The 16214-nt window shown below is 55.4% G+C and carries 13 protein-coding genes; 1 reads left to right on the top strand and 12 read right to left on the bottom strand.

What is annotated here, in order from left to right:
• Positions 1–35: 35 nt before the first annotated feature.
• The 5 genes from pssA to trxC all read right to left on the bottom strand — a co-directional run bounded on the left by pssA (position 36) and on the right by trxC (position 6264).
• Entirely contained in the window at positions 36–1391 is a 1356-nt protein-coding gene (pssA, locus tag PAT9B_RS15310; RefSeq protein ID WP_013510189.1) for a CDP-diacylglycerol--serine O-phosphatidyltransferase, read from the bottom strand.
• Positions 1392–1508: 117 nt separating this feature from the next.
• A complete protein-coding gene (locus tag PAT9B_RS15305; protein WP_013510188.1) occupies positions 1509–4166 on the bottom strand; it encodes a bifunctional acetate--CoA ligase family protein/GNAT family N-acetyltransferase in 2658 nt (885 codons plus the stop codon).
• A 43-nt stretch (positions 4167–4209) separates the two neighbouring features.
• Positions 4210–4980, bottom strand: coding sequence for a YaeF family permuted papain-like enzyme (locus tag PAT9B_RS15300; RefSeq protein WP_013510187.1), 771 nt, complete (start codon positions 4978–4980; stop codon positions 4210–4212).
• Positions 4981–5061: 81 nt separating this feature from the next.
• Entirely contained in the window at positions 5062–5757 is a 696-nt protein-coding gene (locus tag PAT9B_RS15295) for a tRNA-uridine aminocarboxypropyltransferase (protein ID WP_013510186.1), read from the bottom strand.
• Between the two features lie 87 nt (positions 5758–5844).
• Complete coding sequence (gene trxC, locus PAT9B_RS15290) at positions 5845–6264, bottom strand: thioredoxin TrxC (RefSeq protein WP_013510185.1); 420 nt, start codon at positions 6262–6264, stop codon at positions 5845–5847.
• 155 nt (positions 6265–6419) lie between these two features.
• Here trxC and PAT9B_RS15285 point away from each other — a divergent pair, with 155 nt between their 5' ends.
• Complete coding sequence (locus PAT9B_RS15285) at positions 6420–7499, top strand: tRNA/rRNA methyltransferase (protein ID WP_013510184.1); 1080 nt, start codon at positions 6420–6422, stop codon at positions 7497–7499.
• A 36-nt stretch (positions 7500–7535) separates the two neighbouring features.
• Here PAT9B_RS15285 and emrB read toward each other — a convergent pair whose 3' ends face one another.
• The 7 genes from emrB to proV all read right to left on the bottom strand — a co-directional run bounded on the left by emrB (position 7536) and on the right by proV (position 15988).
• Positions 7536–9071, bottom strand: a complete 1536-nt coding sequence (emrB, locus tag PAT9B_RS15280; RefSeq protein WP_013510183.1) for a multidrug efflux MFS transporter permease subunit EmrB — start codon at positions 9069–9071, stop codon at positions 7536–7538.
• A gap of 17 nt (positions 9072–9088) precedes the next feature.
• The gene (gene emrA, locus PAT9B_RS15275; protein WP_013510182.1) at positions 9089–10261 is read right to left on the bottom strand and encodes a multidrug efflux MFS transporter periplasmic adaptor subunit EmrA; all 1173 of its coding nucleotides are present in this window, start codon (positions 10259–10261) and stop codon (positions 9089–9091) included.
• 151 nt (positions 10262–10412) lie between these two features.
• Positions 10413–10943: a transcriptional repressor MprA gene (gene mprA / locus PAT9B_RS15270; protein WP_013510181.1), complete on the bottom strand. Its 531-nt coding sequence runs from the start codon at positions 10941–10943 to the stop codon at positions 10413–10415.
• Positions 10944–11271: 328 nt separating this feature from the next.
• The gene (locus tag PAT9B_RS15265; RefSeq protein ID WP_013510180.1) at positions 11272–12450 is read right to left on the bottom strand and encodes an MFS transporter; all 1179 of its coding nucleotides are present in this window, start codon (positions 12448–12450) and stop codon (positions 11272–11274) included.
• A 173-nt stretch (positions 12451–12623) separates the two neighbouring features.
• Positions 12624–13619: a glycine betaine/L-proline ABC transporter substrate-binding protein ProX gene (gene proX, locus PAT9B_RS15260; protein WP_013510179.1), complete on the bottom strand. Its 996-nt coding sequence runs from the start codon at positions 13617–13619 to the stop codon at positions 12624–12626.
• A gap of 63 nt (positions 13620–13682) precedes the next feature.
• Complete coding sequence (proW, locus tag PAT9B_RS15255; RefSeq protein WP_013510178.1) at positions 13683–14798, bottom strand: glycine betaine/L-proline ABC transporter permease ProW; 1116 nt, start codon at positions 14796–14798, stop codon at positions 13683–13685.
• 2 nt (positions 14799–14800) lie between these two features.
• Positions 14801–15988, bottom strand: coding sequence for a glycine betaine/L-proline ABC transporter ATP-binding protein ProV (proV, locus tag PAT9B_RS15250; RefSeq protein WP_013510177.1), 1188 nt, complete (start codon positions 15986–15988; stop codon positions 14801–14803).
• Between the last annotated feature and the right edge of the window lie 226 nt (positions 15989–16214).

Genomic DNA, 16214 nt, shown 5'->3' with positions numbered 1-16214 from the left:
AGCCGCTCCTGTTCGGACGGCTGGCACATCCGCGATCACAACAAGCGGCTGATTAAACGATCGATACGGATACGACGCAGGCGACGAATCAGTTTACGAACTTTGGCGGGATAATCGGCAATGCTCTCCAGCTCGCGAAAATGCTGTACCACCGTGGTATGGGTACGAATCAGCGCCAATTCTTTCTCGCGTTGTTCAGCCAGTTGATTCAGCGGATCATGAATCAGTACCGCATTTTCCAGATCGAGTCGCCAGGCGCGCGGATTGAGGTTATTGCCGGTGATCATCATCCATTCATCATCGACCCAGATGCCTTTCAGATGGTAGCTATTTTCACCGTCTTTCCACAAACGCACTGTCAGCTGGCCATTGTTAACGTAATACTGCAAGCGGCTCAGGAAGCGGCGGAGGTTAATCTCGTAGAGATAAGGCAACGCCCCGATGATCTTGAAGGGCTGCTCCGGTGGAATATAGAAATCGTTAGCGGTTTTATCGCCAACGATGATTTCTACTTCTTTACCCTGACGCAGCAAATGAATCAGATTCCGCACCAGAATGGCTGGCAGGTTGAAATAGGGCGTGCAAAGGGTAAGTTTGCGCTCCGCGCAGGGCATTAAATGGAAAATGGTTTTATTCAGCACACTGCGTTTGCCCAGCCCAACCAACGGCGTCACCGTCAGGGAGTCATTCCCCGCATCACCGGAAAACTGATAATTGAAACCACGTAAATCCTGGCGGAACTGGCGGGTCTCGTTTTTGATTTCCGGGCTTGATGGGCGTTCGGACTGATCAAGGCGATGCACCGCATCAGATTGCTTCAGGTTGGCGCAAATCCACTGATACATGGTATCAGCGAGCTGTGGGTTACGAATCAGCTGGTAGCGGTCATAACGGTAACGATCATGCTGATGCAAATAGACATCGTTGAGACTGGCACCGCTATACAGCAACGTGTCGTCAATGATGAAGCCTTTGAGATGCAATACGCCCAGCGCTTCACGGGTATTAACTGGAATACCATACACCGGAATGGCGATATCCGGATGTTGTGCTGCCATTTCACAATACCAGTCGGCATTGGTGAGGCCACGCGCAGCGCCAATGCGGCCACGCTGGGCACGATGCCAGTCCACCAGAATACTGATATCCAGCTCAGGACGAGCCTGACGCGCAGCATACAACGCCTGCATCACACCACGTCCGCCATCATCATTTTCCAGATACAGCGCTGCGATACAGATACGTTTTTCCGCAGTGGCAATTTTCGTCAGCAGGGTGGCACGAAACTCAGCAGGTGAGTAAAGCGTGGTCACGTCCGACACGGATTGTGACAGTTTAGGCAGCTGTGCGAGGTGTTGTTGGTGTTTATTACGTTTGAATTTAGACAACATCACGGTGCACTTCTTCTCTGTTCATCGCATGGCCTTTTGCCATCAAATCATGATCCTAACGCTAAATAATAACATCAACCGAGCCAACAGGGAGGATTTTTACCTTTCTCTACAAGGTTAGTTGATCGCATCATTCAAGGATAAATTAAGACTGACGATTCCGTCATCCAGTTGAATATTCACGCGAAAGTTCAGTTTTCGCGCCAGGGTAATCATGCCGGTATTATGTGGCATGGTGATACCGTTCAATTGTTGCAGACCATGATCGCGGGTATAGCGAATCATCTTCTCCAGCAGGCGGCGGCCCATGCCCAGTCCTTTCAAATCCGATCGGACCAGGACGGAAAACTCCGCATCAATATTGTCGGCGTCGGAAATAGCCCGCGTCACCCCGATGATTTCATCACGTCCTGCCTGCTGGCGTACCGCGACAATCGCCATCTCGCGGTCATAATCGATCTGGGTCATATTCGCCAGATCCTCATGGGTGAACTCATTGATCTCGCTGAAATAGCGATAATAAAGATCTTCTTTCGTCACCAGCGCGATAAAGTCACGTAACAGCGGCTCATCTTCTGGCAGGATCGGGCGGAACAGGCAGTGCTGACCATCTTTCAGTTCGACCTGCTCCTCCAAATGGTGAGGGTAGGGACGAATCGCCAGTCGCGCTTCGTTATCACCCTGAAACGGTGCAAGCTGGAGTGTGACATCTAACAGGGTAAATTCATTACCGGCGGCCAGCAGCGGATGAATATCCAGCCGTTGAATCTCCGGGCAGTCCACCACCAGGTTAGAGACCTGAACCAGTAGCTGACTGAGCGCGGGAATATTCAGCGGCCTCAGTGCGCTGCGGCTACGTACCTTGCCGCTTTTCATCGCCTGAATCACCAGATAACGCGCCAGCGTCATATTGAGCGGCGGCAGCGCGACGGCGGCCTGCTTGTCTGGCTGCCATTCCACGCCACCTTCGCCCAGCATGATAATCGGGCCAAACAGGGGATCGTGCTCCACCACCACGCGTAGCTCCTGCGCCCCGGCACGGTTGGCCATGCTCTGCACCAACAGGCCATCAATACGTGCCTGGGGATGTGTTTGTCGGACGCGGTCAAAAATAGCGTCAGCCGCCAGCTCCACTTCGCTGGCACTGCGCAGATAAAGCATCACCCCCTGCACTTCAGACTTGTGTGGGATATCGGGCGAGCGCAGCTTCAACGCCACCGGATAACCAATCTGCCCGGCGATGCTGGCTGCCGCGCTGCTGTCGGCAGCAATCCAGGTCGGTAAGGTCGCCAGGCCATAAGCCTGCAACACCGGCTGAACTTCATGGGTGTCCAGCGTGGTGATACCTTGATCCAGCGCTTGCTGGATGAGCTGATGCGCCTGCGCACTGTTCTGCGTCAGGCCCAGCGGCAGCGCGGGCGTTTCCCGTAACTGTTTCTGATTACGCCGGTACTCCACCTGGTGCATAAACGCCGTCACAGTCCCTTCCGGGGTACGCCAGGTCGGGATGCCCGCCTGCGTGAAGGCGCGTCGTGCGGCCTGCGAGGAAAATTCACCACACCAGTTGGTCAGCAACGTTACCTGTTTGCCTCGTGGATGGCGTGCCACCGCAGCGATAATCTGCTCGGCGGTCTCACTGGCAGGCGATACGGCGCTGGGCGCATGGATGATCATCAGCGCATCCAGTTCATGACTGTCGAGCAATTGTTCGATGCAGGCAACGTAGCGCTCAGGCGTGGCATCATCTTTCAGATCAAGCGGATTGCCGCGCCCGACACCAGCGGGTAGCTGTGCCGCCAGTGCCTGCAACGTTTCCGCGCTGAGCGTCGCCAGTTTGCCATTGCGCGCGTAAAGCTCGTCTAAAGCCAGCGCGGCTGGTGCGGCACCGTTGCTGATGATCATCAAACGATCGCCACGTAGCGGACGCATATGGCTGAGCGACTCCACGGCGGAGAACAGCTCATGGGTATCCTGCACCCGGAGTAAACCGGCACGCTGGATAGCCGCGTCCCAGGCCGCATCCAGCCCGCTGCGGGTGCCAATCATCGCCTGCGCCTGATGGCTACGCCCGCTTTTAATCACCAGAATCGGTTTATTACGCGAGGCACTGCGTGATGCTGAGACAAAGCGGCGCGCATCGCTAAGATGTTCCAGATAGAGCAGGATGGCACTGGTTTTGCCATCACGGGCGAGGAAATCGAGCAGGTCATCGACATCAATATCCAGACTGTCGCCCAGCGCGATAAACCAGGAGAAGCCGAGATTACGTTGCTGCGCCCAGTCGAGAATGGTGTTCGACACCGCCGCCGATTGGGAAATAAACGCGATGCGTCCTTTAGCAATGGGCACCGGAGAGAAGCTGGCATTCAACCCTTGCCAGGGGGCCAGCAAGCCAAGGCTATTCGGGCCGAGCAGGCGAATTTGCCACTGGCTGGCGCAGGCTTTCAGTTCGTCCAGTTGGTCTGGCGGGGCTGAAAGGATAATGCACGCTTTACAACCTTTCTCGCCGAGCTGTTGCAGTAACGTCAGGTTGCGTTTGGCATGGGTACAGATGATGGCGAGGTCGGGGGCGAAAGGCAGGCTGGCGATATCAGGCCACGCGAGCACGCCGCTCACCGCCTTGTATTTCGGCGTCACCGGCAACACCGGGCCACTAAATCCCCCCGCCAACAGGTTACGCATCATAAAGTAACCGGCGCGCCCCGGTTTTACCGAGGCACCGATTACCGCAATGGATTTAGGTCGTAACAGCGCTTCCAGTCCGCGTTGGCTCATCATGTACTCCTGACATGGGGAATGGCGTGATTGTAAACGCTTTTTACTGCACTTGCCGATTCGGCGATCGCAGGCTGAGGATCTCTTTCAGATTCCAGCGTTTAAGATGGCCGATATATTCTATCGGCTGTTGCGCGTGCCAGGCTGAAACGTCTCCCTCGCGCAGATGCAGCAAATCCGCTGGACTCACCCAGTTCGCCTGGCCCTCCAGCAGCTCAATTCCGGCATGACGATAACCCGCCAGCACGAACTCGGAACAGAAGAATCGGTCAGGTTGCGGCTGTTCTTCATCAGCCAGTTGGACGCTGGCGAGGGCTGTCAGGCAGTGACTGCGCACACGCTCATTCACCAAGGGTAATTCACACACCCGGCGCGACACCATAAACGGCATAAACATCGCAATCCCTTTAAAGTTGTACTTTTTGCCCAGTTGCTGGTCGGAATATTCGCGCAGTAGCTGTATCTGTGCGGGGGTCATACCGGGTACGCGCAATGCCAGCAGATTATTGCTTTCGGCCAGCGCGCGTTCGAGAGAAATAATCTTTACTCCGCTACCCACCGCTTCCGCGACCTGCTGATCACCCAGATAAATAGCCGCGTGACTCACCCCCGTCAGGCTAAACAGGCGAATGCCCCAGGATTGTATTGAGGTGGCGGATGACAGCAGCAGATCGCCGGGTTGTAGGGCATCAGCGGCGATCAATGTGGACGGGTGGGTGCTGGCTGACTGAAATTTCAGGGGAAAACCCGGTTGGTGTTGGGGGGCGGTGCTGCAACCGGCCAGCAGGCCAAAAGCTAAAGCAAAGGCTTTCATAGCGCATCATCCTTGATCTCAAGCCAGCTCCGTGGCGACGCACTACTATAGTTCAGCGCTTTGTGCAAAAAAAGAACAGCTTTAGTTATCCTCGTCACATAATGCGTGTGCCGGATGGTGGGGTTTCCCGGCCAGGTATGCCTGGCGAAAGCGCGTGAAATGCTGTTGCAACGCATCGGCAGCGGCGATATCGCCAGCCTGTTCCAGCAGCGCAGCGGCGACTTCAGCGGTGCAGTGCTGACCCTCGCCATGCGCTTCGCGCAGCGTATAGCGCGAGCGGGTCGTGACATTCAACGACATCACCGGAAAGGCATCCAGCCACGGGCTTTTGCGGAACATCTTGCGCGCCTCGGTCCAGGTGCCGTCGAGCATAATAAACAGGGGAGGCTTGCCGCTGAGCGGCGGTTCCGTCAGTACGGTACGCCCGCTATCGGCATAGGACGCGGGGAACACCACCAACGGCTGATAATCGCTCATCTGTACCGCTTGCAATAACGCCGCATCTGGCTCGGTACGTGACCAACCAAATGCCAGCGTATCCGGCAGGATGTCGGCGATCAGGCGTCCGGTGTTGCTGGGTTTCATTGGTTCGGTATCGAACATCACCAGACAGAAGCGGCTGCGAGCGGTTTGCGGCTGTAATGTGGCGCATACGCAATGTTGCTGCGGCAGGAGACAACCCTGACAGCGGATAACCCGATTACCACGGGCCAGAAACGGACGGGTGGCGCGGGCAAGGCGTTGCGTGCGCAGACGCAGAACGGCATTTTCAGACATAACACTCAGGCGGGCAGAAAAAACGCAATTGTAATGGAAATGCCGCAGAAAGGTAATATGGCCAGCACCGGGCTGGCCACAGGGGGATCAGAGCGATTCGTCGAGCCATTCGTTGAACGGGGCTTTCGGCATCGCCCCGTTGAGCATATCCACCAGCTCGCCGTTCTTAAACAACATAATGGTGGGGATGCTGCGGATGCGGAAACGTGAACTGAGCGCCGGTTCGGCCTCGGTATTCACCTTCACAAAACGCACTTTGCCACGGCGTTCATCGGCGACATCTTTAAACACCGGCGCGAAGTTGACGCAAGGCCCACACCACGGTGCCCAGAAGTCGACCACCACCGGCAGATCGTCCTGTAAATATTTATCCAGCGTCGCAGCAGTCGCGCTCACCACTTCGCCATTGAACAGTTCACCACCGCAGCGGCCACATTTGGCTCCATCGGCAATGCGTGCATCGGGCACGCGGTTGGTTGCCTGACAGGAGGCACATACCGTATTCATAGTTACCTCAGACCGGATCTGTAAATTTATGATTGCCGAGCATTATGAAAGGGTTGAATGCTATGCTCAATCTGGATTGCCCAATAGGTTCAATAGTTGATAGCTAAGCGCCGATACATCAGGTAATCTTCGCGCTCTCAATGCTGGAGGAACACATGAACGACGAAATTAAAGGCAAAAGCGGCAAGGTAAAAGTGATGTATGTACGTGGTGAGGATGAGGGCCAGAAAGGCTCGCGTGCGCCAAACCCCCGTACCGGCAAAGGCGGCCGTCCTGCTGCGCGCCAGGAAGAGAATCGTCGTTCTGGCCCCCGCACTGGACGTAATAATGAAGAAGGCGGACGCGGTGCCGGCCGTCGCAACGATCGTGGTGACGATAGCCGCAAATCACGGGGTTACGAAGATTCACCGTGGCGCACCATTTCACGCCCACCGGTAGCGGAAGAGGGCGCGCAGGAAGAGGGTGCCATCAGCAAACCGGCCATCGACCCGGAGCAGATCCGTCGTCAGCGTCAGGAAGAGACGCGCGTTTACGGCGAGAACGCCTGTCAGGCGCTGTTCCAAAGCCGTCCGGAAAGCATCGTCCGTGCCTGGTTTGTCCAGAGCGTGACGCCGCGCTTCCGTGAAACGTTGCGTTGGCTGGCGGCGAACCGCAAAGCCTATCACGTGGTGGAAGACGCCGAGCTGGCGAAAGCGTCGGGTACGGAACATCATGGCGGCGTGTGCTTTATTATTAAGAAGCGCATGGGGATGGCGGTGTCAGAATGGTTAAGCCAGGCCGAAGCCAAAGATTGCGTGCTGGCGCTGGAAGATGTCAGCAACCCGCATAACCTCGGTGGCATCATGCGTAGCTGTGCGCACTTCGGTGTGAAGGGGCTGCTGGTGAATGATGCGTCCCTACTGGAATCGGGTGCTGCGGTGCGTACCGCAGAAGGCGGCGCGGAGCATGTTCAGGCGATCAGCGGCGAAAGCTTCTCAGCCGGTCTGGAAGCCTTCCGTAAAGCGGGTTACACCATTGTGACCACCTCCAGCCATGAAGGTACGCCGCTGGCGAAAGCGGAACTGCCAGCCAAAATGGTGTTGGTGCTGGGCCAGGAACGTGAAGGTTTGTCCGATAGCGCTTTCCAGCAAGGTGACATGAGCCTGTCGATTGGCGGCACCGGTAACGTAGAAAGCCTTAACGTGTCGGTGGCAACCGGCATCCTGCTTGCCGAATGGTGGCGACAGAACGCATAAAAAAACGGGCCATGATGGCCCGTTTTGCTTTCTGGCTTAGTGTGCACCACCGCCGCCACCGCCTGCCCCAAAGGGCGGACGTGCGAACCAAATCAGTACCAGCAGAATGAGAAACACCCCGGCTGATGCCCAGAAAATCTCGTTCGCAGAGATAATCAGGCCCTGATTAGTAATCTGCTGCGCGATATACGCGGAGGCTTGCTGGTGCGTCATACCGAGGCTTTGCAGCTGATCGTACATCTGCTGTGAGTTAGCGTTGTACGGATTCACCGATTCTGACAAATAGCTGTGATGCATCGATTCGCGATCGGTCCACATCGTCGTGGTGATCGACGTACCGATCGAACCCGCCAGGGTACGCACAAAGTTTGACAGGCTGGACGCCGCCGCCATGCGTTCGGGAGGTAAACCCGACAGCGTGATGGTGGTCAGCGGCATAAAGAAACATGCCACCGCGAAACCCTGAATAAACTGTGGCCACGCCGACGCACCAAAATCCATGCCCGGTTCAAAGGTATACGCACGCCAGTAGAAACACACCGCATACATAATAAAACTGAACGTCACCAGACGGCGCATATCCAGTTTATGGGCAAAGCGTCCAATAATCGGCGACAGGATCACCGGGATAATCCCTACCGGTGCCGACGCCAATCCGGCCCAGGTTGCGGTATAGCCGTACACTTCCTGCAACAGCTGCGGTAGCAGAACAATCGAGCCGAAGTAGAGCATATAAGCGAGACTGATCGACAAACACCCAATGGTGAAATTTCGCGATTTAAACAGCGAAAGATCGACGATGGGATGGTCATCCGTCAGTTCCCACACCAGTAGCACCGCCAGGGCTACCACAGCGACAACGGTTAATACGATGATCTCAGTGGAGCTGAACCAGTCCAGCTCTCTGCCACGGTCCAGCATGACCTGCAGGCAACCAATCCCCACCACCAGCAGCACCAGACCGACCATATCGATCGGACGGATTTCGGTTTTGGTTTCGCGGCCACGCAGGGTTTGCAGCGTCAGCATCACCACCACCACGCCAATCGGCACGTTGATGAAGAAGATCCAGCCCCAGTGATAGTTATCACTGATCCAGCCACCGAGAATCGGACCGCAGATCGGTGCCACGATCACCGTCATCGCCCACAGCGACAGCGCCACACTGCGTTTCGCCGGGGGATAGTTGTTCAGCAGCAGGCTCTGCGACAGCGGAATCAACGGACCGGCCACCACGCCCTGGATAACACGAAAGAAAATCAGCATCGATAGACTTTCAGAGACACCACAGGCAAATGAGGCGAGGGCGAACAGGATCGTCGCCCAGGTAAACAGCTTCACTTCACCAACGCGTTTTGCCAGCCAACCGGTGATCGGGATCGAGATGGCGTTTGCCACCCCGAAAGAGGTGATCACCCAAGTGCCTTGTGAGTTCGAGGCACCCAAGTTCCCGGCGATGGTCGGGATCGCCACGTTGGCGATGGTCGAGTCGAGTACCTGCATAAACGTCGCCAGCGACAGGGCGATGGTCATCAGGACTAACGGCGCGCCTTCAAGCGGTTTTTGTGCCATAACAGCCTCCCGCGTTATCAGCCGGCGTTGGCACGAACGATGTCAGTAATCATCTGGTTTACTGGCGTCAGGTCGATTGCCAGCGCATTGCTTTCATAAGCGGCCTGGGTACGGACGCTGCTGGCCAACGCTGCGCCTTCTTTATTGGTGGTATCCACTTTCACCAGGGTTGACAGACCGATACGCAACGGATGTTCCGCCACTTCCTTCGCATCCAGCTCGACACGTACCGGCAAGCGCTGAACCACTTTGATCCAGTTACCGGTGGCGTTCTGGGCGGGCAGCAGAGAGAAGGCGCTACCGGTGCCCATATCCAGACCGACCACTTTGCCGTGATACACCACATCATCACCGTAGATATCGCTGACCACCGTGGCAGGCTGGCCGATGCGCACTTCTGCCAGTTGGGTTTCTTTGAAGTTCGCGTCTATCCACAAATTAGTGGCAGGCACGACCGCCAGCAGCGGTGTGCTGGTGGAAATTTGCGAGCCAACCTGCACGCTACGGCGGGAGACATAGCCATCCATCGGGCTGCGGATCTCGGTGCGTTGCAGCGCCAGCCAGGCATCGCGCAGTTCAGCCGCGGCCTGTTTCACCGCAGGCTGGTTTTCCAGCGAGGTGTTGAGGATCATCGCCTGATTAGCATTGTATTGTTGTACTGCGACGTCGAGTTGCGCTTTGGCGGTTGCCACCGCGTCACGCGCGTGTTGCAGTTCTTCACGTCCAATCAGGTTGGCGGCACCCAATGGCTCGCGGCGTTTCAGGTCGGCCTCAGCCTGTTCCAGTGCCGTTTGCTGCAGCTTGATGGTGGCCTGATCCTGCTTGCCATTGATCATCAGCTGATGGGTCTGGCGTACACTGGTGGCGAGTGCGGTCTGCGCCTTTTCAAACGCTTGTTCCGCATCGGTTTTATCCAGCGAGACTAACACATCCCCTTTTTTCACGAAGTCGGTGTCATCAAACCACACTTTATTGACGCTACCGGAAACCTGTGCCATCACCTGCACTTGGTTTCCCGAAACATAAGCATCATCCGTCTCCTGGAAGTGACGCAGCACCAGGAACCAGTAAGCCAGATACGCAATACCTATAATGACAAACACGATAGCCAGCAGGATAAGCGCGCCTTTGCGCTTTTTCTTTTTATTTGCTGGCTGTTGCGGGCTTTGACCGGCCGCTGTCGCACTCATGTTATTCTCCACGTTTTCCATTTTTTCGGGATGTGTTCATCCATCAACACGGGTTCCCGAGTCGAAAAAAGCCAGCGCTTGTGACGCTGGCCGGATAAAAAGGGGATTAAAATATCGGTTTCGACAGGTGATTGTGTCGCACTTCTTGCTATTAGCGTGACAGCGAGGCGATGAGTTGCTCTTCATCCATTTTGTCGAGACGGTTAAGCAGCTTACGGGTAATCGCTTCCAACTGACCTTGCTCATCAGAAGAGAGCGAGGACCAAAGATATTGCAGACTCTGATGCTGCGGTGGCAGCAACTGGCGTAAGAATTCGTTACCTTTTTCCGTCAGGTGCAGATGCAGGCAGCGACGGTCGTTATCGCTTTCACGACGTTCAATCCAGCCGCGTTTTTCCAGTTCGTCGGCAATACGCGTGGCGTTGGTGCGCGAAGAACCCAGGGCCGAACTCAGTTCAGAAGGCTGGATGCTCTGGTTTTCCTGGGCATCAAGAGTGATCAGCGCCATGAATAAGGTTTCGTTAATCCCCTGCGCCTTCAACATTTTGTTGCGATTATCCAGCAGTTTGCCCTGCATATGCATGCACAGACGCGTCAGGATGATCTCCTGCAATGGAAAATCTTTGTGGCGAGTAGCACGGATGTTTAGCATCTGCTCAATGGGAGTAAACGAACTTTCCATTCTAAAAAAACCTCACTAGTTGCAACTGGTATAGTAATGATGGTGACAGATTAAGCGTAGTCATAATTCACGCCAGTGATTGTTAGCACGATCACACTGTCAGCACCCGGCGATTCCAGGCCGTTCCCTGACCTTGGGCGTGTAGCCCGATCCAAGGCTGCGCAGGCGCAGGCATTGGATGCTATCAATTCGCCTCGCGAAATCTTTTTACAGTTGAATAATTTCGCGAGAAAAAATAACCATGATGAATAACTCTCTGGCTAACCATAACAAACCCAATCATTGATGAACAGTATTGCTCATCGATTCGGTCCAGTCTTTACGTTTTCTAAACACTTTCAAATCGAGCATTACGCCACCAAATCAACAGGTTAATGATGGTGAACAGCACGCCAGCACCACAAACGCCGTACCAACCGGCGTGATGAAATGCGTTCGCCGAAATAATCGAGCCCAGCGCGCCACCGATAAAATAGCTGGTCATATAACCCGCATTGAGACGATTACGCGCCTCTGGCTTGTGACGGTAAATGACACTTTGGTTGGTGATGTGCACCGCCTGCACTGCCAGGTCGAGCAGCAGGATCCCGATAATCAGGGCCAGCAAATGGTGTGCCCCCAGCGCGGTGACGCCCCACGCCACCAGCATAATCAGCAATCCGGCGCTGGTGGTCAGTTTGGCTTTTCCCTTATCGGCGAGGCCACCCGCCTGACGTGCCGCCAGTGCGCCAGCCGCCCCCACCAGACCGAGCAGGCCAATTTCTCCTTCATTAAAGCCATAGGGTTGTGCTGACAGCAGGAACGCCATCGAGGTCCACAGCATGCTGAAATTGGCAAAGGAGAGGCAGCCGGTCAGGGCGCGGGTACGGATAACCCGATTACCGGCATACAGGCTGAAAATGGAACGTAATAATTGCGGATAGTTAAGCGGGACATCCTGCTTATAACGCGGCAGATAGCGCCACAATGCCAGCGACATCAGGATCATCAATACGCTGGCAGTCCAGTAAACGCTGCGCCAGCCACCGAGTTGCGCCAGGGCACCGGCGGCAGTGCGTGCCAGCAGGATACCGAGCAACAAACCGCTCATCACTGTCCCCACCACTTTGCCGCGTTTCTCTGGCGCGGCAAGGGTGGCGGCGAGGGGCACCAGAATTTGCGCCACGACAGAAAACAGCCCGGTTACCACCGTACCCAGCAGCATTAATGGCAGAGAAGGTGACAGCGCGGTGATCATCATGCCCCCGGCTGCCAGCAAGCTCATGGAAACAATCAGGCCGCGCCGTTCCAGCATATCTCCCAGCGGCACCAGCAACAGCAAGCCACAGGCATAACCCAGTTGGGCAGTGGTGACGATAAAACCGGCGAGGCTGACGGAGAGAGAAAACTGGTGGGCGATGGTATCCAGCAGCGGCTGGACATAGTAGTTGCTGGCGACGGCAAGGCCAGTCGCGACCGACATCAGCGCGACCAGGGCGGAACTGAGGCCCTGATGGGAAGCATTCATAGCGTCATGAGCAGGCAAATAATCATAATGGGTTAATAGTAACCCAAAAAACTATTTCATTGTTGTGTTAATTAACAGGACGTACCAGTACGCTATAGCGTCCGAATCGATTAGGAAACCAGGTCGCCCTCTGTAGCGGCGCGATGAATCGCGCCGCTACGGGGCTGGTGCGTTTATTTCGCTGCAGCCAGTGCGTCCTGCACCCACTTATCGAACTCAGCCTGATGGCCTTTGATCCAGCCGTCGACATGGCGATTGATATCGTCTTCAGAGGACTGCCCGGCATGCATCGCGGCGTTTTCCGCATTGATGTCAGTGATCGGCAGTTTCATCTCGGCAAACAGTTTCGCCGCCGCCGGGTTTTTCTCGGCCCAGGCTTTGTTCGCAACGATATGCATGGTATTAACCGGGAAGCCATAGTTGGCACCGTTCGCCAGCTTGGTATCGACATTTTTCTGTTCGCCCGGCAACGATGAGAACGGTACCTGCAACCAGACCACATCTTTACCCGGCTTCAGCACGTCACTCACCCAGTAAGGCGTCCAGGTGTAGTACAGGATCGGTTTACCCTGCTTAAAGCGGGTGATGGTATCGGCGATCATCGCCGAGTAATTCCCCTGGTTATGTTCCACGGTTTTGCTCAGGCCGTAAGCGTCAATCTGGTGGTTAATCACGGCTTCACAGCCCCAACCCGGCGTACAGCCGGTCAGATCAGCTTTGCCATCGCCGTTGGTGTCAAACAGCTTTGCCAGCTTGGGATCTTTCAACTGGGCAACGTTGGTGATGTGATACTGCTCCGCCGTCTTTTTGTCGATCAGGTAACCCTGAGCCGCACCGGTCACATAAGTCCCTTCGCGATAAAACTTCTGATCGCCACCGGCGGCTTTATACATATCATCATGCAGCGGTTGCCAGTTGACGGCGGTAAAAGTGGCATCACCTTCGGCAATGGTGGTGTAACCAACGTTGTAATCCACTTCGCTGGGTTTATCGACGGTATAACCCAGTTTTTCCAGCGCGCGGCTTACCAGCAGCGTCTGGAAAGTTTCTTCTGAGATGGTGCTCTGCACCGGCTTAACGGTAATGCCTTTACCCGGCAGGTCGGCGGCGGACACGTGCGTCACGGCGAACGTCGTCAGGACGGCAGCGAATAGAGCTGTCTTGCGCATAGTCATTCCTTATTTTACGTGTGGCGTCGGAGACGGGCGGCCACACTGTGCCGCCCAAATAAATCACGGTTTTTTACTGAAAGGGCGCATCAGCAGGCCAACAGGGCCGCTGCTGTACCAGTGGCGATTACCACGGCTGCGGCTGTCGCGACCCACGGATTGGGTCAGGCGATCAAGAATAATGGCGAGAATCACGATACCGACGCCGCCGACGGTGGCGAGGCCCATATCCAGACGGCCAATCCCACGCAGCACCATCTGACCCAGGCCACCCACGGCAATCATCGAAGCGATAACCACCATCGACAGCGCCAGCATCAGTGTCTGGTTAACGCCTGCCATAATGGTCGGCATTGCCAGTGGCAGTTGTACTTTGAACAACATCTGGCGCGGGCTGGCACCGAAGGATTCACTGGCTTCGATCAGATCAGCCGGAACCTGTTTAATCCCCAGAATCGTCAGACGCACAATCGGCGGTAAGGCAAAGATAATGGTTACCACCACGCCCGGCACGTTACCGATGCCGAACAGCATGACAATGGGCACCAGATAGACGAAGGCTGGCGTGGTTTGCATCGCATCCAGCAGCGGTCGGATGATGCGTGCCGCGCGTTCGCTGCGTGCCAGCCAGATGCCCAGCGGCAGGCCGATAATGATGCAGAACAGCAGGGCGGTCAGCACCAGTGCCAGCGTCACCATCGCCTGGGACCAGGCACCGATCGCGCCAATTAACACCAGCGAAATCAGGGTGGCGATACCCATTGCCGGGCTGGCGATCTGCCAGGCAATCAGCGCGAATACCACCAGCGCCACCGGTGCAGGCATACCCAGCAGCAATTGCTGGAAGGCACTGAGGATATAATCCACCGGCACACGGATGCCCTGGAACACCGGGCGGAAGTGGTTCACGACCCAATCGATGCCGTGGGTCACCCAGCTGTCGAGCGGGATCAGCGTTTTATGGAACGGGTCCATAATATTGAAATGTTCCGGCTGCGGCGCAGGCGCGCTGCTTAACCAGTCGCTGTTACTGGCGGCGTTGCTGGCCGCTTCGTGCGTGCCTGGGGTTGCAGGGGCGCTGCCCCCGGTTGACCAGGGATCGGCTGCACTGCTGTCTGGGGTGGCTGCTTGCGTGCTCTGGCTGGCGCTATCCCACGGATTGCTACTTTGTTCACTCATTATCAGGCTCCTTCACGGTCTAAAGCGCGCAGCAGCGTGCTTTTCGAAATCACACCAACATACTGATTTTCTTCACCTACCACCGGCACGGCACAGGGTGCCTGTGCCACGTGGGAGAGCAGATCATTCAGTGAGGTGTCCGCAGGAACCGCGGCAATATCCAGCAGTGCGTTGTCCAGACCTTCACCCGCAGCCAAAGCCGCTTTCAGCGAGTCGGTCGAAACCACGCCAACAAATTTCTGTTTTTCCAGCACATAACCAAAGTCGCGATCTTCATCCTGCAACAGCTTGATCGCGGAGCGGGGGCCAAGACCGGCCGCTTTACGGATCAACGCCCCGGCGCTGCGCCGTGCAATATCTTTGGCGCTAAACACATGGCTGATATCGACGCCACGGAAGAAGGTACGGACATAGTCGTTGGCCGGGTTATTCAATATTTCATCCGGTGTGCCGACCTGGACCACTTCGCCGCCCTGCATAATGGCAATCCGATCGCCAATACGCATCGCTTCATCGAGATCGTGGGAAATAAATACGATGGTACGTTGATGTTTTGCCTGCAATTTCACCAGCTCATCCTGCATTTCAGTACGAATAAGCGGGTCAAGCGCAGAGAAGGCTTCATCCATCAACAAAATATCGGGATTGATGGCCAGCGCGCGGGCTAATCCGACGCGCTGACGCATACCACCGGAAAGTTCATCCGGGTATGCATGGGCATAATTTTCCAGCCCGACCTGACGCAGTGCTTCCAGCGCTTTTTCCTGACGCTCCTGTAAGGGTACACCGGCTAATTCCATGCCGAAGGCGGTATTATTTAACACCGTCAGGTGTGGCATCAGAGCAAATGACTGAAATACCATGCTGATCTTATTTCTGCGGACTTCACGCAGTTCGGCATCGGATATTTTGGCAATATCGACACCATCAATAATCACCTGGCCGCGTGTCGGCTCGATCAGACGATTGAGAAGGCGAACCATGGTGGACTTACCTGAACCTGAAAGCCCCATGATGACGAAGATCTCGCCTTCTTCAATGGCCAGACTGGCATCTTTTACGCCGAGAGAGAGTCCGGTTTTCGCCAGAATTGCCTCTTTACCCTCACCGCGTTCAATATGTTTAAATGCCCTTTCCGGGTGATCACCAAATATCTTATATAAATTCTTTACTTCGAGTTTAATTGCCATGCAGTAATTAAATTCCTGGTTAATTGATGTTTCGCTATTTCTTGTTGTGGCCCTGATTAAAATTAAGCGGCCTATACCGTAACATAATGAGATTATCTGACAACCCTTGAGGACGATATTTGGCGGGCAGTGGTGGATGAAATGGCGAGAATTTCCAGTGCTCACAAGGGATAAGCAAGGATCAATTTTTTCTCAATTTCAGGCTGAATTTCTGCGCTTTTGACCG

The organism is Pantoea sp. At-9b (assembly GCF_000175935.2).
In the GTDB taxonomy this organism is placed as follows: domain Bacteria; phylum Pseudomonadota; class Gammaproteobacteria; order Enterobacterales; family Enterobacteriaceae; genus Pantoea.
This window is presented reverse-complemented; position numbering and strand designations above follow the sequence as displayed.